General features: G+C 31.3%; 19 protein-coding genes and 1 tRNA gene. 11 read left to right on the plus strand and 9 right to left on the minus strand.

Annotation, left to right across the window (positions count from 1 at the left end; genetic code table 11):
- Positions 1-127 precede the first annotated feature (127 nt).
- Both B5D14_RS04090 and B5D14_RS04095 read left to right on the plus strand, forming a co-directional pair.
- Entirely contained in the window at positions 128-2347 is a 2220-nt protein-coding gene (locus B5D14_RS04090; RefSeq protein ID WP_078711322.1) for a bifunctional diguanylate cyclase/phosphodiesterase, read from the plus strand.
- A gap of 17 nt (positions 2348-2364) precedes the next feature.
- A complete protein-coding gene (locus B5D14_RS04095) occupies positions 2365-3183 on the plus strand; it encodes a VanW family protein (RefSeq protein WP_200804755.1) in 819 nt (272 codons plus the stop codon).
- On the opposite strand, the gene B5D14_RS04100 is transcribed toward B5D14_RS04095, so the two are convergent.
- Positions 3184-3789, minus strand: a complete 606-nt coding sequence (locus tag B5D14_RS04100) for a YczE/YyaS/YitT family protein (RefSeq protein ID WP_078711323.1) — start codon at positions 3787-3789, stop codon at positions 3184-3186.
- A gap of 130 nt (positions 3790-3919) precedes the next feature.
- Positions 3920-4792: a DegV family protein gene (locus B5D14_RS04105; RefSeq protein ID WP_078711324.1), complete on the minus strand. Its 873-nt coding sequence runs from the start codon at positions 4790-4792 to the stop codon at positions 3920-3922.
- A 107-nt stretch (positions 4793-4899) separates the two neighbouring features.
- On the opposite strand from B5D14_RS04105, the gene B5D14_RS04110 reads away from it, so the two are divergent.
- Positions 4900-4974 (plus strand) — tRNA-Arg (locus tag B5D14_RS04110).
- A gap of 84 nt (positions 4975-5058) precedes the next feature.
- Here the strand turns inward: B5D14_RS04110 and B5D14_RS04115 are convergent.
- Entirely contained in the window at positions 5059-6939 is a 1881-nt protein-coding gene (locus B5D14_RS04115) for an extracellular solute-binding protein (RefSeq protein WP_078711325.1), read from the minus strand.
- Positions 6936-9248, minus strand: coding sequence for a bifunctional diguanylate cyclase/phosphodiesterase (locus tag B5D14_RS04120; protein WP_078711326.1), 2313 nt, complete (start codon positions 9246-9248; stop codon positions 6936-6938). The genes B5D14_RS04115 and B5D14_RS04120 overlap by 4 nt, the downstream gene beginning before the upstream one ends.
- Before the next feature lie 900 nt (positions 9249-10148).
- Here B5D14_RS04120 and B5D14_RS04125 point away from each other — a divergent pair.
- Complete coding sequence (locus B5D14_RS04125) at positions 10149-10814, plus strand: YqiA/YcfP family alpha/beta fold hydrolase (RefSeq protein WP_078711327.1); 666 nt, start codon at positions 10149-10151, stop codon at positions 10812-10814.
- Here the strand turns inward: B5D14_RS04125 and B5D14_RS04130 are convergent.
- On the minus strand, positions 10806-12026 hold the full coding sequence (locus tag B5D14_RS04130; RefSeq protein WP_078711328.1) for a PucR family transcriptional regulator: 1221 nt from the start codon (positions 12024-12026) through the stop codon (positions 10806-10808). The two genes, B5D14_RS04125 and B5D14_RS04130, sit on opposite strands and share 9 nt — an antisense overlap.
- A 137-nt stretch (positions 12027-12163) precedes the next feature.
- Here B5D14_RS04130 and B5D14_RS04135 point away from each other — a divergent pair, with 137 nt between their 5' ends.
- Together B5D14_RS04135 and B5D14_RS04140 are read left to right on the plus strand one after the other, a co-directional pair.
- On the plus strand, positions 12164-12913 hold the full coding sequence (locus B5D14_RS04135; protein ID WP_078711329.1) for an SDR family NAD(P)-dependent oxidoreductase: 750 nt from the start codon (positions 12164-12166) through the stop codon (positions 12911-12913).
- 8 nt (positions 12914-12921) lie between these two features.
- Positions 12922-13881, plus strand: coding sequence for a 2-keto-3-deoxygluconate permease (locus B5D14_RS04140; RefSeq protein WP_078711330.1), 960 nt, complete (start codon positions 12922-12924; stop codon positions 13879-13881).
- A 33-nt stretch (positions 13882-13914) separates the two neighbouring features.
- Here B5D14_RS04140 and B5D14_RS04145 read toward each other — a convergent pair whose 3' ends face one another.
- Entirely contained in the window at positions 13915-14637 is a 723-nt protein-coding gene (locus B5D14_RS04145; RefSeq protein ID WP_078711331.1) for an NAD-dependent protein deacylase, read from the minus strand.
- A gap of 41 nt (positions 14638-14678) precedes the next feature.
- On the opposite strand from B5D14_RS04145, the gene mutY reads away from it, so the two are divergent.
- A complete protein-coding gene (mutY, locus tag B5D14_RS04150; protein WP_078711332.1) occupies positions 14679-15674 on the plus strand; it encodes an A/G-specific adenine glycosylase in 996 nt (331 codons plus the stop codon).
- Here mutY and B5D14_RS04155 read toward each other — a convergent pair.
- Complete coding sequence (locus tag B5D14_RS04155; protein ID WP_078711333.1) at positions 15639-16604, minus strand: helix-turn-helix transcriptional regulator; 966 nt, start codon at positions 16602-16604, stop codon at positions 15639-15641. The genes mutY and B5D14_RS04155 overlap by 36 nt on opposite strands.
- Positions 16605-16701: 97 nt before the next feature.
- Between B5D14_RS04155 and B5D14_RS04160 the strand changes: the two genes are divergently transcribed.
- Both B5D14_RS04160 and B5D14_RS04165 read left to right on the plus strand, forming a co-directional pair.
- Complete coding sequence (locus B5D14_RS04160) at positions 16702-17238, plus strand: hypothetical protein (RefSeq protein WP_078711334.1); 537 nt, start codon at positions 16702-16704, stop codon at positions 17236-17238.
- A gap of 56 nt (positions 17239-17294) precedes the next feature.
- On the plus strand, positions 17295-18461 hold the full coding sequence (locus tag B5D14_RS04165) for a cation diffusion facilitator family transporter (RefSeq protein WP_078711335.1): 1167 nt from the start codon (positions 17295-17297) through the stop codon (positions 18459-18461).
- A gap of 23 nt (positions 18462-18484) precedes the next feature.
- On the opposite strand, the gene htpG is transcribed toward B5D14_RS04165, so the two are convergent.
- Complete coding sequence (gene htpG / locus B5D14_RS04170) at positions 18485-20380, minus strand: molecular chaperone HtpG (RefSeq protein WP_078711336.1); 1896 nt, start codon at positions 20378-20380, stop codon at positions 18485-18487.
- A gap of 239 nt (positions 20381-20619) precedes the next feature.
- On the opposite strand from htpG, the gene B5D14_RS04175 reads away from it, so the two are divergent.
- Both B5D14_RS04175 and B5D14_RS04180 read left to right on the plus strand, forming a co-directional pair.
- Positions 20620-21006: a helix-turn-helix domain-containing protein gene (locus B5D14_RS04175; protein WP_078711337.1), complete on the plus strand. Its 387-nt coding sequence runs from the start codon at positions 20620-20622 to the stop codon at positions 21004-21006.
- A gap of 45 nt (positions 21007-21051) precedes the next feature.
- Complete coding sequence (locus B5D14_RS04180; RefSeq protein WP_078711338.1) at positions 21052-21477, plus strand: 2-thiouracil desulfurase family protein; 426 nt, start codon at positions 21052-21054, stop codon at positions 21475-21477.
- On the opposite strand, the gene B5D14_RS04185 is transcribed toward B5D14_RS04180, so the two are convergent.
- Positions 21478-22257: a putative RNA methyltransferase gene (locus B5D14_RS04185; RefSeq protein ID WP_078711339.1), complete on the minus strand. Its 780-nt coding sequence runs from the start codon at positions 22255-22257 to the stop codon at positions 21478-21480.
- Between the last annotated feature and the right edge of the window lie 32 nt (positions 22258-22289).

Consider the following 22289-nt stretch of genomic DNA (forward strand, 5'->3'; position numbering starts at 1 on the left):
TTTGTGAATTAATTAATTTTATAGTTAATAAGTGTTTTAATAAGACAAAGTAGATGTTAAAATATATTTACGAACAATAAACCAGTAATATGCCAAATAATCTAAACAGTTATGGGGGCAGTATAAGATGAAAAACAAAAAAGTAGTAATTATCACTTTGACAACAATATTACTTTCATTTCTCGTGATTGCTTTTTTATCATTTAATCATAATTTTACAGTTTATATAGAGGATCATATTGTTTCTCATCTTGAAGAATTATTAGCACCAAATGTGAAGTCGTTTGAACTTCAAATTAATGAGCAAGTAAAGAAAGTAAACACAATAGCTGATGTATTTTCGAAAAACGAAGAAATGGCAAGTGAAGAAAATCTGGCTTTACTAAAATCTGTCGTAGATAATAATCATTTGGAAAATTGCATGATTGTTTATCCTGATGGAACTGCTGTGAATCAAGATGGTGTTCAATATACTGATATGCAGTCAGAAGAATTTTTTAAGGCAACAATGAATGGAAAATTTTATATTTCAAATCCACTTCAATCTTTGGCTGATCCAAATAAGAAAGTGATTACCTTTGCAGCTCCAATTATTAAAGATAATAAAGTAGAAGGAGCATTATTATATTCTTATTGGTCTGATACAATTGATACTATATTTAATTTATCCTTTCTTAATGGTCAAGGAAGAATTGTTATTGTAAATCAAAAAGGAGATCTTCTAATTGGAGACTTGTCATCAGTTCCAAATGGCGAACATGTTTTGGAGTATTTTAATACGCTATATGTTGGGGAAGGGTTTAGTCCCAAGGAACATACTACACAATTAGATCAAGGTGGGGTATTTACAGTTGAAAATATTGATCATGTTGAATCAAGTTTAATTGTCGATTATGTTAAGTTAAGTACACGAGATTGGTATATGCTATCCATTGCACCAGAATCAGCGGTTATGGAGGCGTTTGCAGGAGTCTTTGAAGAACAAAATAAAATGATTGTAATCCTTGTGGGTTGTCTTATTGTCTATGGTATGGTATTGCTTGGTGTTGCACTAAGTGATAAAAAGAATAGAGATAAGATGACTGGAGCTTTGACAAGAAATACATTTATTAGAGGTGCTCGAAAAATTCTTAGAAGAAATCCTTCAGTATCCTATGTGTTTATAAAATTGGATGTAAGAAACTTTAAAATAATAAATCGAGTTCATGATTTTGAAACAGGTAATCGAGTTATTATTAATATTGCAAAAGCGTTGGACCATATAGTTAAAGAGAATAATGGAATTTTCTGTCGATTAGGAGTAGATGATTTCGTCTTATTATTACCATTTGATACTAAAGAATTACTCGCAGTTAAGAGAATGAAATTCATTAAGAAATTTAGAGAACTAATGGGTAAAGATTTTACAACAATCGTAGAGTTTCCAACGGGTCAATATGTTGTTACACCATATGATGCAGGTAGAAATAATGTCTTTGAAATTATGGAAAAGATTAACTTTGCTCATGCGAAAGCGAAGGTAAGAAGTGGTGGTGTTGCAACTGACTATTATGAAGATTTAGAAAGAGAAGCATTACAAAGAAGTAGTATTGAAAATAAAATGAATGATGCTTTAAAGAATAGAGAATTTAAGATGTATCTTCAACCAAAAGTGTGCTTAAAGACCAATAAAGTTTGTGGTGCTGAAGCATTAGTACGTTGGAAAGATGGAGATAGAATAATTAGTCCAACTGAATTTATACCTATTTTTGAAGCAAATGGTTTTATATCAAAAGTTGATTTCTATATATTTGAACAAGCCGCTATTTTCTTGCGTAAAATGATGGATGAAGAAATTGAACCGATTACAATATCGATAAATTTCTCGAGAGTACATTTGTATAATGAAAAGTTTGTATTGCAGTTAAAAGGAATAGCGGATAAATACAAAGTTCCATATAAATACCTAGAAGTAGAATTAACAGAAACAGTTGTCTTTGAAAATATCAGTCGAATTATTGATTTAATTAAGGATCTACATTCAACGGGATTTACGATGTCAATGGATGACTTTGGAAGTGGATACTCTAGTTTATCATTACTAAAAGATATTGAAGTTGATGTGTTAAAAATTGACCGTGCTTTCTTTGTAGATACAATGAATTCAGATAGAGCTAGAATTGTTATTTCAAATATTATTGATATGGCAAAAGAACTTCAAGTTAAGGTTGTTGCTGAAGGAATCGAAACTAGTGAACAAGTTTCAATGCTCAAAGAATTGAAATGTGATATGATTCAAGGATTTTATTATTTTAAACCAATTTCAGTTGATGCGTTTGATTTTGATATTGTGCGAAAAGAATATTAGAAAATTGAGGTAGTAAGTTGAGAAAGTTATTTTGTGAGATTTCACCGGTAACATACAAAATATCTATTACAAAAGAAAGAACATTGAGAAGTATGAAAGATCATATCCACAATGTTCTTTTTGCTCAGCAGAAATCCGAAGATCTTTTGCCAATTGTACTGAATAAACATAACTCATTAATTCGAAGAAGATTGGGCAATGTGAATATGGAACTGCAGGAAAATAAGTTTATTAATTTAAGTTTATCTACACCTAAAATAAATAAAATATGCATTAGACCAAATGAAGTGTTTTCATTTTGGAAACTAGTAGGCAATCCTGTAAAAAGAAAAGGGTATAAAGAGGGATTAACAATTTCAAGTGGGAAAGCAACAAGTGGAATTGGGGGAGGAATGTGTCAATTTACAAATTTGATTCATTGGATGGTATTACATACATCACTTACAATCATCGAACATCATCACCATGATGCATATGATTTGTTTCCTGATTTCAATCGTCAAATTCCTTTTGGAACAGGAACCTCAATTATGTATAATTATCTTGATTATCGCTTTAAAAATGAAACAGATAAAACTTATCAAATTGTTGTTTATATGACTGATGAGTATCTATGTGGAGAAATGCGATGTGATAAGAAAGAGGATGTAAAGTATCATATTGTAATCGAAGATGAGTATTTTTCCAAAGAGAATGGTAATGTATATCGAAACGGAAAAGTGTATCGAAAGACTATCGATGTCTGTACAGGGAATTGCATAAAAAAAGAATGTATTCGAGTAAATCATGCAAAAGTGCTTTATGATACATCCAATCTTAAAATAAAAGAGAGCTGATTAGCTCTCTTTTGCAAAGAATAATTTTTGAAAATTAGTTTTAAAGAAATGAATACCAGGGCCTAAGAAGAAGGCGAAGATAATCGATGCGATACCCAAGGTTGCACCCATAAGATATCCTAGGAATAATGCAATTATATCTTGAACCATTCTACCAGTTGAATATTTAATTTTTGGGAAATTTATATTGATTAAGTGGGCTACTGAATCCCAAGGAGCTTGGCCCATTTCACAGGATAAGTATAAACCACAGCCAATACATACTGTTAAAATTGCGCAACAAGTAACAAGTAAACGTATTGGGAACGATAGAACAGGAAGTGTTTGAATAAAAAATGCGGATGAGTATTGAACAATATATCCAATCGCAAACATATTTACAAATGTTCCTAGATGGATCGTTTTTCTTTCTACGATAAACATTGGAATAAATAGGAATGCATTACCAAGTGTAATACAGTTTCCAAGACCAAGATTTAGCTGATTGTTTACCCCAGTAAAGAAGGTAGTGCTAGGGTCAATTCCTAAATTACAATAGACTGAAAGTCCTACTCCTAATCCAATGATCACATTCCCTAGGATAACTAATATTATTTTTTTTGCCATAAATTTACCTCGATTCTCATTATATCATAGCAATTAAAGAATAAACATAGCCCAAAGAAAAACTCCTTTAAATGTACTAAACTAAATATCGAATAGTTATTCGAAAATCAAAGTTAAGTACTAAAAGGAGTTATCTTGCAGTTCCTAGAAAGAATAAGGCAATTGTCCCAGGTCCTGAATGTGAGCCAATTACTGGACCGATGTCACTTAGAATAACTTTGTCTACGGGTGTATCTGATTGAATCTTGTCAGCTAGATATTGAGCGTCTTCTAATGAGTTTGCATGAGAAATAAAGATAGTTTGTTTCTCAGGTTCGGTGATGGTTTCATGCAATTTATCAGCTAAAGCAGTAAGTGAAGCTTTTCTACCATGTGATTTAGAAACATTGACCAGGTGGCCCTCATTGTCAACGTGAAGTACTGGTTTTATTTTTAATGCAGTTCCAACTAATGCAACAGTACCTGATACTCTACCACCACGTTTAAGAAATTGTAAATCATCAACAGTAAACCAGTGGCATACTTTCAGTACATGATCGTTTAACCACTCTCCGTTTTCTTCTAAGGTTAAACCACTTTGTTGATTTAATAAACTATAATATACAAGTAGTCCTTGCCCAGCACTTGCAGCTAGTGAATCTACTATAAATATTTTTCTATCAGGATATTGTTCTAATAATTCATTTCGTGCAACAATACTGGATTGTAGCGTGCCGCTTAATCCGGAAGAAAATCCAATATAGAGAATATCATTTCCTTCTTTTAGAACTTTCTCAAATTCTTTTTTAAATGTTTCTGGATTGATTTGAGATGTTGTAGAAATTCCCCCGTTTTTTAGTTTTTCATAAAAAGTAACTGCACTCATATTTTTAAAATCTTTTGTATGGGAAAAAATATTCGAATCTAAATTTACGTCCATAGGTAAGATAATTAATGGAAATTTATCATAAATTTCTTTAGATAAATCACAAGTGCAGTCAGTAATTATTTGATAATTAGTCATAAATCCTCCTTGTTATATATAATAATGATGCACTATAAATAAGTTTTTTTCAACTAATGTGGTTTTGATTGTTTATGATGTTCAGTTGTTTTATAATATTAAAAGATGCCCCTTTAGTTAAATGGATATAACAGTCCCCTCCTAAGGGACAATTGTGAGTTCGATTCTCGCAGGGGGCGCCAAATTAAATGAAAAGAAAGCATAATATTATATAAAAGATTTAAAAAGAATAGTTCGTGAACTATTCTTTTTTCTATTTTTAATTTCTATTCATAAATAAATCGGTTATCAGTGCTAGGTTCAATTACTTTACTATTTCGAATACTTTCTTCAAGTAAGTCCCCAAGTAATAAATCAAGATTTTTAGAAGATATAATATACTCTGAAGGTACAGAGTCCTTAATAATAGTAATTGTATATTCTGCGGTTAAATCTAAATCAGTACCATCAGCAAGTTTAATTTCTTCGATTCGACTACCTGGTTCATTAGTTGGATCATATTTCATTTTTAGTCCTGAGAAGTAATAAAACCAACCTGTTTGATCATTATCAACTGGAATTGAATACTCTAATGTATTTATTAGGTTTTCACCAGTCATTGTAATCTCTTGTAATTCTCCTTTTTCTCCATATTTGAAATCTGGAAGAATTCGTTTGATATCATTTGTGGTAATATCACCTTCATACATTTTAGCGGTAACACCTTTACTGTTATATCGTCCATCTTTACCACCATCTAGAAATAAAGCGATATCACTTGAAGTATAATTTTTCATTGTGTCAGTAATAAAGTTTCCAGTTTCAAGTAATGAGAAATTCCTTGTTGCTGTCCCAAGTATTTCTAAGTTTGGTGCAGCAGAAGTTTGGTTTCTATTTGCCTCATCAATTAATGCACCTACTTGCTCAACAGTTAATTCGCCAGTAAGCATCTTTGCTAATCCTTGTCTTAATGTGCCCTGGATATTTGGGAGTTCTTTAAATATGCCATATCGTCCATGAGCTAATGCATCAACAATATCTCGTGTTTCAGCAACATCAATAGGTGGAACATCTTTAAGGCTTGAGTACATGGCTCCTGTATCTGCTGCAAGTGCTTCTTGTCCTTCAGGTGTACTTATGTAATCCATTATTTCTAGTACTGCATTCAATTTATTTTTATTTTGAGTGTCTGCTAAATGCTTATTAAGCCCTATGTAGCAAACCATATAGAGACGAGCCCAATCATTACCAGCACCACCTGGATTAAAGAAAGGCATTAGTGCAAATTCATCGGTGCTTCCTGAAATCTTAAATCCACTGCGAGCTATCAAAACAGAATCTTCAATCATAGCACTTTGGCGTGAGAAGAAGATGTTTTCTCTTTGTGAGTAATCAATATCAAGATCTTCTTTTTTCCATATACCTAAATCAATCATATCTTGGAATGTAGTTAATGCTGTTTCAAAATGATCTAGAAAGTTTCCATTACCTTGACTATAGTTTTGTATCCATTGTGTATCTTTTGGTGTTGCAAATGAGCTACCATAACTAAAACCAACAAAAGCAGTATCTAATACTTCAGGGTTCTTAAATCCTAATTGAATGGCACGAATTCCTGTGCTTTCAATTGTTGTACATAGTTCAATAAACTCATCATAATTCTTAGGAACTTCCCAACCATTTTCTTCGAAAAGAGTTTTATTATAGACAAGACCACGTATTTGAGCGGGACCTGGTAAATAATATAACTTTCCATCTTTCTGAATTGTATCTAACATCGAAACATTGTATTTTGTTGTGAATGAGTAAGAAGATAAATCAAGCAATCTGTCTTTGAAATATTCTTCGCCAAAGTCCAAAGGCCAAGTCATAACAATATCGGTCAAGTCATCATGCTTCATTCTTGCAACATATTCATCAGGATTTAGCGCGGATGTATAATTGCCTACTTGTACAATATCAATATCTGGGAATTTTTCTTCAACAGCTTTTTCGAAAGAATTGATAGAAAAAGCATGTTTAACAAGAACTGTAATCTGTAATTTTCCTTCACTCTTTTTCTGTGTAAGAATATCTTTTTGATGGCTAATTTGTTGAGAATTGGAGGAACAACCGATAGTTGATATGAGTAGAAGTGATGCAAGAATTAAACTTAATCTTCTTTTCATTGTTTTTCTCCCCTAGGATTATTATTTAATAATTCTTCGAATTCATGAATAGGCATAGGTTTTGCATAAACATAACCTTGAATATAATCGCATCCTATTTTTCTTAACATTTTTACTTGTTCAAAGTGCTCGATACCCTCAGCTACTGTTTTCATTGATAATGCATTAGCAAGACCAATCACACTTTTTACAACAGCTTCAGTACGAACTGGATTTCGACGCTCATTGTCAAAGAAAATTTTATCTAATTTCAATGTATCAACTGGTATTTCCTGAATGATATTAAGTGAAGAGTAACCACTACCGAAATCATCCATAGAACATCCAAATCCTGCTTGATGAATTTGATCAACAACAGATTTAAATTTTTCGATATCTTCTAAAACAATGCTTTCTGTTAATTCGATTTCGATAATGTTATCTGGAATTTGATACATATTCTTGAAATAAATATATGGTTTTAAAAATTCTTCATTGCGAAGGTGGATACGGGAACAGTTAATGGATATTTTAATTAATTCTTTTCCTTCGTCTATCCAATTACGAAGTAATATACAAAGATGTTCAAACATCCATATATCCAACTGAACAATAAATCCATTTCGTTCAAACAAAGGTATGAATTCACTAGGATAAATCATACCTTCTGATTTACTAGACCAACGAGCAAGAGCTTCTGCTCCTATGATATTCTCGCTAAGTACATCGTACTTTGGTTGTAAATACATTTGGAATTCTTGATTCTCCAATGCGCTTTCCATCATATCTTCTAGTTGTTTCTCACGAAGTAATAATTTTCTTACTCTTTCATTGTAGAATCCACAATGAACCTTAGAGTTTATAATAATGAAATTTTCTTTTAATGAAAGTTTTGCTCGGTCAATCATTTGTGGGAATGATAATGATTCATCATCGATGATATATACTCCGAATTGAGCAGTAGGTAATGACCAAATTGTTTTGTGTTTCTCAATGTATTCAGAAGCAGAAATTTGCCATTGTGTTATTCGATTAATTGTAATATCCTTATTTTCATATTGTAAGAGAATACAGAAGTTATCAGCACTTATTCTACACATACATTCACTTGCGGATAATGTATTATTCACAATACCATAAAGAGTTTTTAATATTTCATCTCCTACTTCTCTACCAAACTTATCATTCAAAATTTTAAATTTTTCTAAATTGACATAAATAAATGCGTATTTTGATTCATTCTTCTTCGAAAGAATAGATGATGCATTGACGTAAAATCGATCAACTGTATTTCCACCTGTAACACTATCGATAAAGGCAATATTTTCAAGTTGTTTTTGATAACGAGTAAATGTAACAATAAGAGCAACAATTAAAAATGCAAATGCTATAATAATGAAAACAGAAATGAAAATCGTTACCGAAAGCAGTAAAGTAGATTTTTCACTTACTACTGCTGAAGGGATAAATGTCAATAATGTCCAGTTTGTATCACCAATTGGGTAATATACCATGTATTCTGTTTGATTATTATGGGTGAATTTAATTTGTCCACTGACTCCATTTTGAATATTGCTTCTTAAGGTGGTCATAGTAGTATCACTTACGGAATTTGAACTTTCAATTGAATTTAGAATGTTATAGCCAAAGTTTCTATCGTTGGCTTCATCTGTTGAAATGATTGTGGTGCCATCTTTACTTACAATCTGAGAATAGGCTTGATTGTTGAATGATTCCATTGATAATAATTCGGCTAAATCTTGAGTATCAAATGTTGCCGCTAAAGCAGTCATTTCTATTCCGTTTATAATTTTTTCTTTTATAGGAACAACAAAAATAGAAACCTCTTTACCATCAACGACTTGCAATGGTGACATTGCTTGCTTGTTGCTAAGAATTGCATCTTGTAAATATGCACCACCGGAAAGGAAGATAGAATTACCCTCGTTGTCATAAGCGTTCCCGTTCTCGTCAATTAGAAGTAAGCTTTCAAAGTTCCAGTTATCTTTTTGATATTCATAAATTTGAGCTAAGTCATCAAAACTGATTGCATTTGTTTTCTCTAATACCATGTCGGTAGTATGGAGCATTAGATAGGTATTATTTATAGATCTATCTATGTTGTTTTGAATACGATTTGATATTTCAAGAAGGTAGTTTTTACTTTCTGTTTGGATGGTATCGTTGATACGACCATAAAACCAATAACATACTGAGCCAACGACAACACATAAAGCACAGCAAAAAAGCGCAAAATAACGGAAGATGGTTTGTTCTCGATTATCCACGTGTTTAAGAGCTGAATTCTTTTTGTTTTGCTGGTGTCTCAAATTGTCACCCTACTCTCTATCATATTTTTGAAATCAGGGTAATATTGTTGGAGTAATACGGGTATAACTATATAGTATTATTTTAGGCATTTTTTCTCTTAAATGCAAGAAAACAAAGGAAATCTAAAAAGAAATAGGCGAAATTATGACTTTATTATTAAAAAACTATGCAATTATTGATAATAAGCATCTTGATAGTTAGATTATCTTTAATTGATAGGTATTTTCTAAATGGAGTTGGGGAAAAATATAAGTTATATAATTAAGTGTCAAATGATTCTTAAATTGATTGATAATGATATTTTTCGCTGTGGTTTTGATTGAATTATAGGCAGAAAAGTAATAAAATATAAAGGAGGTTATTGCTTTATTTTAAAGTGCATAATGCATATTGCGATGCTTATTAGAAAATAAAGGTTAACTCTATATTTTTATTAGTTAAAGATGAATTATATTCGTTATATTTCTTTATGTATAACAACAAGAATAAGAATAACTTAAATTTTACTTTATTTTGTAATGTGAGGTAAATTGTAAGTTGAATGAGTTATGAAGAAGGTAGGTAGTTATCTATCTTATTATCCATGTAATTGGGTAATTTAAAAGTAGTTATACTAGTGCAATGAGATTATCCACATGGATTATGAATTGCTTAATAAAATGTGGTACACAATCGTTAAGTATGCAGAGATTTCAATGAGATTTTAATTTATTTGTAGAAGACGAAAGTGCGTAGTGTCAATGTTTTCTATTCAATATATTCTTATGAATATATTTGTAATAGACTAGCATTTGTATATTATTCGCCCTCTCCCTAAAGGAACAATGATATCAGCAAGTGCTAGCAGGAGTATGTGAACAACATACTCCTTTCTGAATTCTAAACTCAAGGAGGATTTTATGAAACCAGCAAATGCTAGAGAAAGAGGAAACACTTTTGTGTGTTTTCATGGCTTTTTTAATGTTAAAGAGGAATTTAAGTTTATAGAAGATGCATTTAATGGATATAACTTTATCTATCCTAATTTATATGAATTGTTTGACAACGATTCAGAAGATATGAATATCTGGATTAAAAATATTAAAGAACAATTATATAAAATATATGAAGAGGTGGGTAAGTTTACATTGGTAGGCTATTCATTGGGAGGGTTAATCGCATCCATTTGTGCTGATCTTCCATTTGTTGAACGTATTGTACTTGTTGCACCAGCATATCACTATATAAGTAGAAACGAAAAGAAATATCCAAATATTTCTTCTTTAGAAGAGTTTGAGCTAAAGAAAAATAATATATCGTTAAATAAATTTACTTCAGTTTATACAATTTTATTGAATCTCTTTGAAGATGGATTAAAGAATTCAAATGCAAGAATGCTTTTCTTTCAAGGTGTTGCTGAAGTGTCTGTAGATTATTATCATTGTCAAAAACTTTATCAAAACTTGCATAATCCGAATAAACAGATGATATGTATTGGTACTGCAGGGATTAATATGTTAGAGGATGAAGAATCCAAAGAAATCATTGCATCAGTAATGAGTTTATTTGTTGCTAAATCAAATTAAGTGATTGCGTTTAGCATGGATAATTTGAAGAATATAACAAGAAAACAAAAGTTCATTCGCAAGTAGTGCTTGAGAATTATCTATTCCTAATAACTCTTTTATTTTAAGCATTCTGTAGTTTACCGTGTTTCGATGAATAAAGAGCAAGTCAGCAGTTTCTTTTACACTATTGTTTGTTTCTAGATAGGTTCGTAATGTTTTTATATAATCATTACTTTCATTTGACTCTTCTAAATAGATTTGGAAGAGTTTTTGATTGCAATAATATGTTAATTGATTTTCGTCAAATTTCATAATTAAGTCATAGTGTTTTACTTGATTGTAAAAAATAAATGATTCTTCTTTAAGTAAAAGGGAACGTAGTTGAATTGACTTAGTTGCCTCTATTTCAAATCGCTTAAATTCAAATAAATCGTGAAAGGTATCACTTATACCCATAACCAAATTTTTCTTTTTAAGATAGGTTTCTAATCGAATGTTAAAATTATTTTTCTTGTTCTTTGATAAGTCACATAAAATAATTAATAATTGATTGTTAATTATAATACTTCCATTTGAAAAGAATGAAAAAATCTCGTTTTTAAAGGTATCTTCTCTAGCGTTATAAGAAGTAAAGTTTTTTAAATCAATACAAGCGATTTGATATTCTTTGTGGATGTTAATTTTACTACTAGAAATGCGATCTAAGAAATGAAGTTTATTGATGAAGTTTTCGTTTGATAACTCAAGAAGTATTTCTTCGAAGGAGGTCGTACGATTTAAATTATCAGTATGTGTAAATGCTATTTCTTTAGCAATTATATTTGCAACTAACTGATATGTTTCATCATCAATTTTATTAAGATAATTATTCACATCAGTAACATTTAAATAACCCATGAGTTTATTTTTGTAAATGAGTTTAAAAAATCTCCGGGTGTATTTACTGATTGTAGAGACTGTGACGCAATCAATCGTTTGCGAGGTATCAACGTGATTATTCCAATTATTTAATGTTGCACCAAATTCAAGAGTGATGTAACCACGTTTTGTTGCATTAACCCATGCAGTATCATCAACAGGGAATGTTGTGGAGTAAGAAATAATATTGTAAGAATTACTAATAATAACTAAAGGATTATTTAGGACAAGTGATGCTTTATTCACGATATCTGTAAATTCTTCACCATGAAAAGAGGCTTCAGTAAGTAAGTTTAGTTTTGATTTTTTCATAATTTCTCCTTGTGCTAATAGCACAAATTATACACCTATTCTTATGCTTGTGAAACATTTGATTAATTATCTTTGTATTCTATAATTCACTTGTGATTTAAATATCAATCTCAACTATTGAGAAGAGGAGGAAGAATATGTTTGATTTTAGTAACAAAGTAGCCATTATAACAGGGGCTGCGCAAGGTATTGGTAAAGAGACAGCAAAAGGTGTAATTCAAGGCGGAGGTAAAGTTGTTATTTGTGATATCAATGAGGAAATTGGTTTAGCAACGAAGAATGAGTTTGGTGATTCAGCCTACTTTTATAAGATAGATTTAGGTGATTCAAAGAATATTAGACAAGTAATTGATCAAATTTTAAAAGATATGGATCATGTTGATGTTTTGATTAATGTAGGTGGAATTATCAGCAAAAGTTCTTTTGAAAATATAAGTGATGAAGAATGGGAAAGAACACTTCGTATTAACTTAACTGGAACTTTTACAACATGTAGTGAAATATTCCCTTACTTTAAAGAAAAAGGTAAAGGAAGAATCGTGAATATCTCATCAGTAGCGGGTAAAATTGGTGGAGGATTACTAGGTACTGCTGCTTATGCAAGTAGTAAAGCTGGTGTTAATGGGTTAACAAAAGCGATTGCGAAAGAAGGCGGAAAATATGGTATTAGCTGTAATGCAGTATGTCCATCATTCACACGTACAAGTATGACAACAAGTTTACAAGAGGATGCTGAAAAGAATGCAAAAGTTATCAGTATGATTCCACTTGGACGTGCGGCAGAACCAGTAGAAATTGCACAAATGATTCTATTCTTTGCATCGGATGCTGCTAGTTTCGTTAATGGCGAAATTGGTGACTGTGATGGCGGAATTGTTCTTGATTAGGTGAATCTATGAAAAAATTTAAAATTCCAAGAATTCCTGGAGATACAATTGTATACCCAATGATTATCGGTGTATTATTGAATTCTTTTGTTCCACAATTATTGAATATAGGTGGATTCTTTACAAGTGTTAAAAATGGTACAGGTGCTTTAGTAGGGGTATTCTTATTTTTCTTGGGTGCAAGTTTAGATATAAAGAGCACACCTAAAGCAATCAAGAAAGGTGCAGTAATTATTATAACGAAGATTGCAATGGCAGTAGCAATTGGTTTAGCGATTGCCTTTATATTCAATGATAATTTACTTGGATTATCATCACTAGCAGTAATTGGTGGTATTTCTGTAGCAAACAATGCTTTGTATTCAGGGATTACTGCCCAATTTGGTGATGATAGTGATAAAGGTGCTGTGGCAATTACATCATTAAGTGTTGGTCCAACAGTAACGATGATTGTATTGAGTAGTGCAGGTTTAGCAAGTATTTCAATTGGACCTATTATTGGGTCAATTCTTCCATTGATTTTAGGGCTAGTGTTAGGAAGTTGCTTTCCTTTCCTTAAAAAGAATCTAACAAGTTGTGTGACAGGATCGATTATTGTTGTTGGGTTTGCTTTAGGTGCAAATATGAGTGTTGTGCAATTATTCCAAGGTGGATTATCAGGAATCTTATTGGGTGTGATTACATCGGTTGTAGTAGGTATTATTACAATTGTTATGGATAAAATCACAGGTGGAAGTGGTGTTGCAGGTGCTGCAATATCAAGTACAGCTGCAAGTGCTATTGCAAATCCAGCAGCACTAGCAGAAGTTGATGCAGCATATTTAGCAATAGCTCCTATTGCAACATCTCAAATTGCCGCATCCGTAATCATTACATCTTTCTTAACACCTGCAATTACAGGGTTTATCTATAAACGAAATCAAAAGAAAAAAGAACGACAAGCAATAGCTAAAGACGTAGTAGCATAAAATAAGAAAAATAGAGATGAATTGAATTCGTCTCTATTTTGTGTTTATTTGTTTAAAAATGTTTCCCAGAGAATCTTGAATTATTAAGTCAGCTTGATTATCGTATGGAGTTGAAGTTTTATTAAGTAAAACAAGGTGATTACCCCTAAAATAGCGAAGAAATCCAGCGGCAGGATATACAGAAAGGGAAGTACCACAAACGATTAATAAATCAGCACTTAGAATCATCTTTAATGCCTCATCAATGACACTTTCATCAAGAGCTTCTTCGTATAGAATGACATCTGGTTTTATAACTCCACCACAATCACAGCAAGGAACTAGATCTTTACTAATAATTTCATCTAAAGAATAATACTTATTGCATTTTGTACAATGATTGCGATACACTGAACCATGAAGTTCTACGACATGAGTTGATCCTGCAAGTTGATGTAAATTGTCAATGTTCTGTGTTATAACACCAAGGCATTTTCCATTTCTTTCAAGATTAGCAATTGCTTCATGAGCAAGATTAGGCTTGGCATCTCTATAAATCATTTTGTTGCGATAGAAACGATAAAACTCATTGGGGTTATCCATGAAAAAGTGATGACTTAAAATTGTTTCTGGTGGATAAGGATACTCTTGGTTATATAAACCAGAGGTACTTCTAAAGTCTGGAATGTTGCTTTCTGTAGAAATTCCTGCACCAGTAAAGAATACAATGTTGCTACTTTTATCAATTAAGTTTTGTAATTGTTCAATTTGATTCATAGTCCACCTCATATTACTATTATAGTACGGGAGATATATTAATGAAAGTTAGTGAAAAAATTGAATCATGGTATGATTTGAATCATCGTGATTTGCCATTTCGTAAAAACAATGATCCTTATCAAGTATGGGTAAGTGAAATTATGGCACAACAAACGCGAATTGATTCCATGATACCTTATTATATTAAATGGATGAATAAATGGCCTACAGTAGCATCCTTAGCAAAAGCTGATATTCAAGATGTTTTACATTTGTGGCAAGGATTAGGATATTATAATCGTGCTCGTAAATTGCATCAAGGTGCAATAACAATCATGGATAAATTTGATGGAGTATTTCCAGATAATTTAGAGGATATATTAACAATTGATGGTATTGGTGATTATACTGCAGGTGCTATTCTAAGTATTTGTTTTAATAAAGAACAGCCAGCAGTAGATGGAAATGTATTTCGTGTTGTTACAAGAGTTAAAGCAATGGATGATGATATCACTAAATTATCTACAAGAAAAAAAGTAACGGAGATTTGTGCTTTATGGATGAAAGGGTCCAATCCTTCGAAAGTTACCCAAGGTTTGATGGAGATTGGTGCCATTGTTTGTACTCCTAAGAATCCGATGTGTATGCTTTGTCCTTTGGTAGAAGAATGCGAAGCATATAAAAATGGAAACCAGTGCGACTATCCAGTGAAAAAGAAATCCAAGGCACCACAAGAAATTGAAGTTTATACTTATGTACTTATTCATCAAGATGAAATTTGCTTAAGTAAAGATGATTCAGATGGGCTGATGAAGGATTTCTATCGATTACCTCAGTTCTTAGAGACACTAAATATTGAATGTACTAAACTTAAAAAGAGAAAACATGTGTTTTCTCATCGAATATGGCATATGAATTGTTTCTATAATGATCATATGCAAAAGATAGAACTGAATCAATGTGTATGGATTAAGATTGATCAGTTAAAAGAGTACGCAATTGTAACAGCGCATAGAAAATTAATTGCAAGTGTAATAGGAAAGCATGTCTTTTAATAACAAAGTAATTTCATCGACAAGTGATTGAGGTGAGATTACTTTTATTTTAGTTTTAAATTGCAACAACCAACTTATAAAGGGTAATGATGAAGTAGTTTGCAAACTAATTGTATAAATACCATTTGCAAACTTTTGAATAATAATATCTTGTCCAAAGGAATCATAAACTGTACTAATCAAAGATTCATCAACTTCTAAAGTAATGGTCTCAACTTGACCAATAGACATGTTAAAATTAGTAGCTTGATATTGTTGAAGATTAAATCGTAGCTTTTCAGTTTTATCAATTAATTCAATGGCATCCATTTTGTCGATACGATAATGAGAAAAAGAATCGTGCTTGCATGAATAACCAATACAATAATATCGCTCATTCTCATAGAGAAGAGCATAAGGAATTAGTGAATAGAACTCAGCATTCCTTCGATACTTTCTTTCTTGGTTTTGAATGAGATCAAAATATTTAAAGCGAATGGACATGTTAGTAGAGATTGCTTTTTGAAGTATATCCAAGGTGTAATAAACTTGCTCATTTTTAAATTTCTTAGAACTAAGAAGAATTTGTTTGGATACTTCTTCTTGGTCATATTTATTCAATAAGGTAAGTAGTCGTTGATTTAATGAGGTTGTTTTCTTCTTTGTTAAAAATTCTGAAGAGGAGATTGCGTCAATTAATATTTTGATTTCAATCATCTCAAAATCAGAAGATGATAAAAAATATCCGATAGGAGAACTAGTAGAATAAAGGATATCTAAACCCCAAGATTTAAGTGCTTCAATATCAGAGTATATAGATTTACGTTCTGCTTGAATATTTAAATCTCCAAGATAGTCGATTATCTCTGGCATTTTAATTGGATGTTCTTCACTTGTATACAATTTAAATAAATCATATAAGTAAAGCAATCTAAGTTTTGAGTTATTCATGTTATCACCATTTTTATTTTAACACAGTGTACGAAAAATAGGACACCTAATATTTATAGGTGTGTTAAATTATAGTCACTTGATGGAGGTAAGGACAATGAAATTGAAGAACTCATTTTATTTTACAGTTGCATGTTTGGTATTAGCTTATGATTACGCTTGGAATAACTATCTACTGCCATCTATAGTTATGACACTGGTTGCGTTAGTATTAGCTTACTTAATTGCAAGACCATCAAGAAATGAATGTGTACAACTAGTTGTACAAAGCATAAGCATCTATTGTATTGAGGTAATTGTACTTATTTTAATTAACCAAGGAACTAGCACTTGGATGAATCCTATCTTAGCATTAAGTACAATTGCCTTTTACGGATGCTGGATTATTGTTTATGAGAAATCAAAACAATGTAGACGTGTTATGTTTGAAAAATTTCTTTCAATCTCATTAATTGGTTTTGCGATTTGTCTTGTTATTCCAATGATTTTATTTAGTCATATCTATATAGTGAAATATAACATAACCTTGTTTCTAATCTTCATGTTGATGCCAATTTTGTTCACTGTAGGAATCACTTACGTAAAATCGAAGTTAACCATGACTTACTCATATCACAATAAAATGAATATATAAAAATCATTTTGACTTCGTGGTAAGATGAATTATAATAATAAGACTGAGGTGAGCTTATGATTAACTTTCTAGTAAGAAAATTCGTTAAAAATTATGAAAACACTACGGATGAAGTTGTGCGTTCTAATTATGGAACATTGAGTAGCATTGTTGGTATTTGTTGTAATGTGGTACTCTTTGCCTTGAAATTTTTGTTGGGGGTTGTTTCAAATTCGATAGCGATTATGTCAGATGCATTTAATAACTTATCTGATTCTGCAAGTTGTATTGTTACCTTATTTGGCTATAAGTTAGCTGCTAAGCCTGCAGATAAAGATCATCCATTTGGACATGGTCGTATCGAATATATTGTTAGTTTCATCATCGCTGTAATTATTTTGTTGGTAGGTGTTGAATTGTTTAAATCATCTTTTGATAAAGTAATGAATCCATCTCCAGTCCATTTTAGTTGGATTGTACTGTTTTCACTTATTCTATCAATTCTTATAAAATTTTGGATGAGCTTCTTTAACAAAACACTAGGAACCAAAATAAATAACAGTGCAATGATTGCGACGAGTAAAGATAGTCAAAATGATGTAATTGCTACAAGCGCAACATTAGTTGCACTTGTTGGATCATTATTCACAGATCTACCTCTTGATGGAGCCATGGGAATTTTAGTTTCCATCTTTGTTTTATTTTCAGGATTTGGCATTATTAAATCAACGATTGATGATTTAATTGGACAACCTGCTGATAAGGAAGTTGTGGATAGTATCAAAAGTTTAATTATGAATCATAAAGAGATTTTGGGCATTCATGATTTGATTATTCATAACTATGGACCAGGTAAGATGATTGGTAGTGTTCATGTGGAAATTAATTCTAAAAATGATATCTTGGCGATTCATGATATCGTTGATGATATAGAAAGAAAAATCGAGAATGAATTGCATATTATGATGACGATTCATATGGATCCAATTGAACAAGACAATCAAGTGGTTAATGAGTATAGAGAAATTGTGCTTGGTATTCTTGATAAACTAGATTCTAGTTTATCAATGCATGATTTTAGAGTTGTAAGTGGACCTACACATACTAATTTAATCTTTGATGTGTTGATTCCTTATGAATCAGAATTAAAAGAAGAAGAATTAAAAAAAGAAATTGATGCTTCAATTTCTAATCTAATGTCAAATGTGTATACCGTTATTACCTTTGATAGGGGATATTATTGAAAATAGTTCGGCAAATTGCCGAACTATTTATTTGCTTCAATCATGAATTCACAAACTTTATTTGCATATTCAATTGGATCTTCAATTGGTAATCCTTCTATTAGTAAAGCTTGATTGTAAAGAACATCTGCGTAGTTTTTAACAGCATCAGGATTTTTCTCATACAACTTTTGAAGAGTTTTAAATATATCGTGATTTGGATTGATTTCAAGAATCTTACTTGCTTTGATACCTTGATTCATAGGTGCTTGTGCAAGTACTTTTTCCATTTCCAATGATATACCTTCATCCGATACTAAACATACAGGGTGAGATTTTAAACGTGAAGAGATTCTAACTTCTTTTACTTTTGTTGATAATGCATCTTTCATCGAGTTAAGTAAAGATTCGTTTTCCTTTGCTTTCTCTTCTTTTTCTTTCTTTTCTTCCTCACTGTCTAAACCTAAATCACCTTGGTTTACTGATTTGAACTTCTTATCATTATAAGTTTGAAGAATATTAATTGCGAATTCATCAACATCATCTAAGAAGAATAATACTTCATACTTCTTCTCTTGGAGTCTTTCCATTTGAGGAAGTTTCTTGATTGCATCAATTGAATCACCACATGCATAGTAGATAAATTCTTGACCCTCTTGCATACATTCAACATATTCTTGAAGTGTTACATATTTATCTTCTTTGCTGGATTTAAAGAGAATTAAATCTTGAAGTTGATCTTTGTGCATACCATAATCTTGGTAAATACCATATTTCAATGTTAAACCAAAATTAGTGAAGAACTTTTCGTATTCTTCTCGCTCTTTCTTAAGCATCTCTTCTAAGTTAGATTTGATTTTCTTTTCGATACTCGATGCCAATGTTTTCATTTGACGGTCTTGTTGAAGAATTTCACGAGAAATATTTAAATTAAGATCATCACTATCAACTAATCCTTTTACAAAGCGGAAGTAATCAGGTAGTAAATCTTTTGCCTTATCCATGATGAATACACCTTTACTATAAAGTTGTAATCCGGGTTCATAATCAGCGTTATAGAAATTGTAAGGTGTTTTTGATGGGATGAACAATAAAGCGTTATATGAGATATTTCCCTCAACATTGTAATGGATTACTTTTTGAGGATCTTCCCAATCCATGAATTTGCTCTTGTAGAAATCATTGTATTCTTCTGCTTTCACTTTTTTCTTATTCTTCTTCCATAAAGGAATCATAGAATTCAATGTTTTTTCTTCGATAATTGTTTCGCTTTCTTCTGGATTATCTTTTTTAGGTTGCGTAGATTCGATCATCATTGTGATAGGATAGCGAACATAGTCAGAATATTTTGTTACAAGTTGTTGAATTGTAAATGAATCCAAATATTCACTATAGTTATCTTCATCTGTATCATCTTTTAGTTCAAGAATAATTTTTGTACCAATATCTTCTTTTGTAATTGGGCTGATTGTATAGCCATCTTCACCTGAACTAATCCAAGCGTAAGATTCACCAGTTGTTGCAGATTTAGTTTCTACAATAATTTTTTTAGCAATCATAAATGCTGAATAGAATCCAACACCGAATTGGCCAATAATATCAATGTCTTTCTCTGCTTTATCAAGTTCTTTTTTAAACTCTAAAGAACCACTTTTTGCGATTGTTCCTAGGTTATTTTCAAGTTCACTACTTGTCATACCAATTCCAGTATCTACTAATGTAATCGTACGTAAATCCTTATCAACCTCAAGTTGAATTTTTAATTTATCCTTATCAACTCGTTGGTTGTCATCTGTAAGTGATAGATAATACCGTTTATCCAAAGCATCCGATGCATTTGAGATAAGTTCTCTTAAGAAAATTTCACGATTTGTGTAAATTGAATGAATCATTAAATCAAGTAGTCGCTTAGATTCTGCTTTAAATTGTTTCTTTGCCATAATATTCCTCCTTTAGCACTCTTTAACAATGATTGCTAAATAAATATAACACCATTTTTAAGATTATTCAAGTCTTATCCCTACAAAAAAAACAAGGACTGAATTAACTGTACTTAGGTACATGAAAAAGTACACAAAAAGGGACAGTATAAAGAGAAAAATTGTATTCCTACAATAATAAGAAAAATGTTTTTTTTGCTCATAAAAAGATTTATGATAAAGAAACACAGGAGGTTTTTATGATTTCATTTGGAGCAAAAATTAGATATTTTCGTAAAAGAAAAAAGATTACACAACAAGAACTAGGAGAACTAGTAGGAGTGAGTGGTAAGGCAATATCACGTTACGAAAATGAAACATCCCAACCCGATTTTGAAGTTTTAAAAAAGATTGCTGAAGTTTATGGTACCGATGTAAATAATCTTTTGAGTTATCAATATCAAGGCGAAGAAAATTATGATTTATCATTAACAGGAAACGAAGTAGAACTTATTCAATGCTATCGAAGTATTCCAAGACGACTACAAACATCAACAAGACGATTTGTTAAAGAAATATCACAAAACTCTGATACTTACTTGTATGATGATATTTTAGATGGAGAGAATCAACTTATTATTGAATAGTGGTTCAGATAGGCTATGTTATAATAATTTCAATGAGGTGATTGGATGAAAGTAGTAAGTGCTTGTTTAGCAGGATGTAATTGTAAATACAATGGAGATAACTGTTTAATAGCAGAAATAAAAGAATTGGTAGATCGACACGAAGCCATTACAGTTTGTCCAGAAGTTTTAGGTGGTTTACCTATACCAAGAGAGCCTGCTGAAAGAGTGGGTGAACAAGTTCTTTCTATTAGTGGGAATGATGTAACGGAGGCATATCGATTAGGTGCTAAAAAAACATTAGAACTATGTGAAGAAGTAAAAGCTACTGAAGTAATCTTTAAATCAAAAAGTCCATCATGTGGAAAATCATGGATCTATGATGGTAACTTTAATCATACTGTGGTTCATGGTCATGGAGTCACAGTTGAGCTATTATTGAAACATGGATATCGTGTATTAACTGAAGATGAATATAAAAAAGAAGGATAATTAATCCTTCTTATAATGAAGAAGATAAAAGTCAATTGTCACATCCAATGAGTTGAGATGATTGATTTTTTCTTTGTCATTCAACGATGTCTTATAGTAATAAGGTGTCATCATAAAGAGAGATTCGATATCCTTGTTATTATCTAAATGGATGGATTGAGTAATTCTAATTTCGTCAATGAATGATAAAGTAGTTAAGGAAGTGGGACGATCATTTTTATAAGGGTTATTATAAATAGTTTCCTTCAATTCATAAAGATGGTTTTCAGCAGGGAATACGCAAAAGAAGTGGCCACCTTGTTTCAAACATCGATTAACCTCACTTTCAGCTATGGGCGCAAATAATGTTGTTATGCAATCCACAGAGGAGGACTCAATAGGACAATCGAAAATAGAGGCAACACAATATTGTGTTATTTTGTCATGTTTACTTGCATAGAGAACGGCATCCTTTGATAGGTCTAAACCAATCTTATTTTTGCAAGGGAAATCTTTTGTATAATATCCTTCACCACAAGCTAAATCAAGAAGTGAAGAAGGTGCAATCTTACTAATTTGTCTATTTATCGTTTCTTTTAAACAAGCATAATATTCTTTCTCCAAGAAGGATGTACGTGCTTGTACCATTTCTTTATTATCTCCATGAATCTTGGAATTATTGGATATAAACAAATTTAAATAACCACTTTTTGAAAGATCAAAGTGATGATTATGAATACAAGAAAAACTAGAATTTTCTTTGTACAGTTCACTTTTACAAATAGGACAACATAATTTCATAAAATACCTCTGTGTCTAATTGTAACATGGCT

The sequence above is a fragment of the Anaerorhabdus furcosa genome (assembly GCF_900167375.1).
GTDB classification, from domain to species: domain Bacteria; phylum Bacillota_I; class Bacilli_A; order Erysipelotrichales; family Erysipelotrichaceae; genus Anaerorhabdus; species Anaerorhabdus furcosa.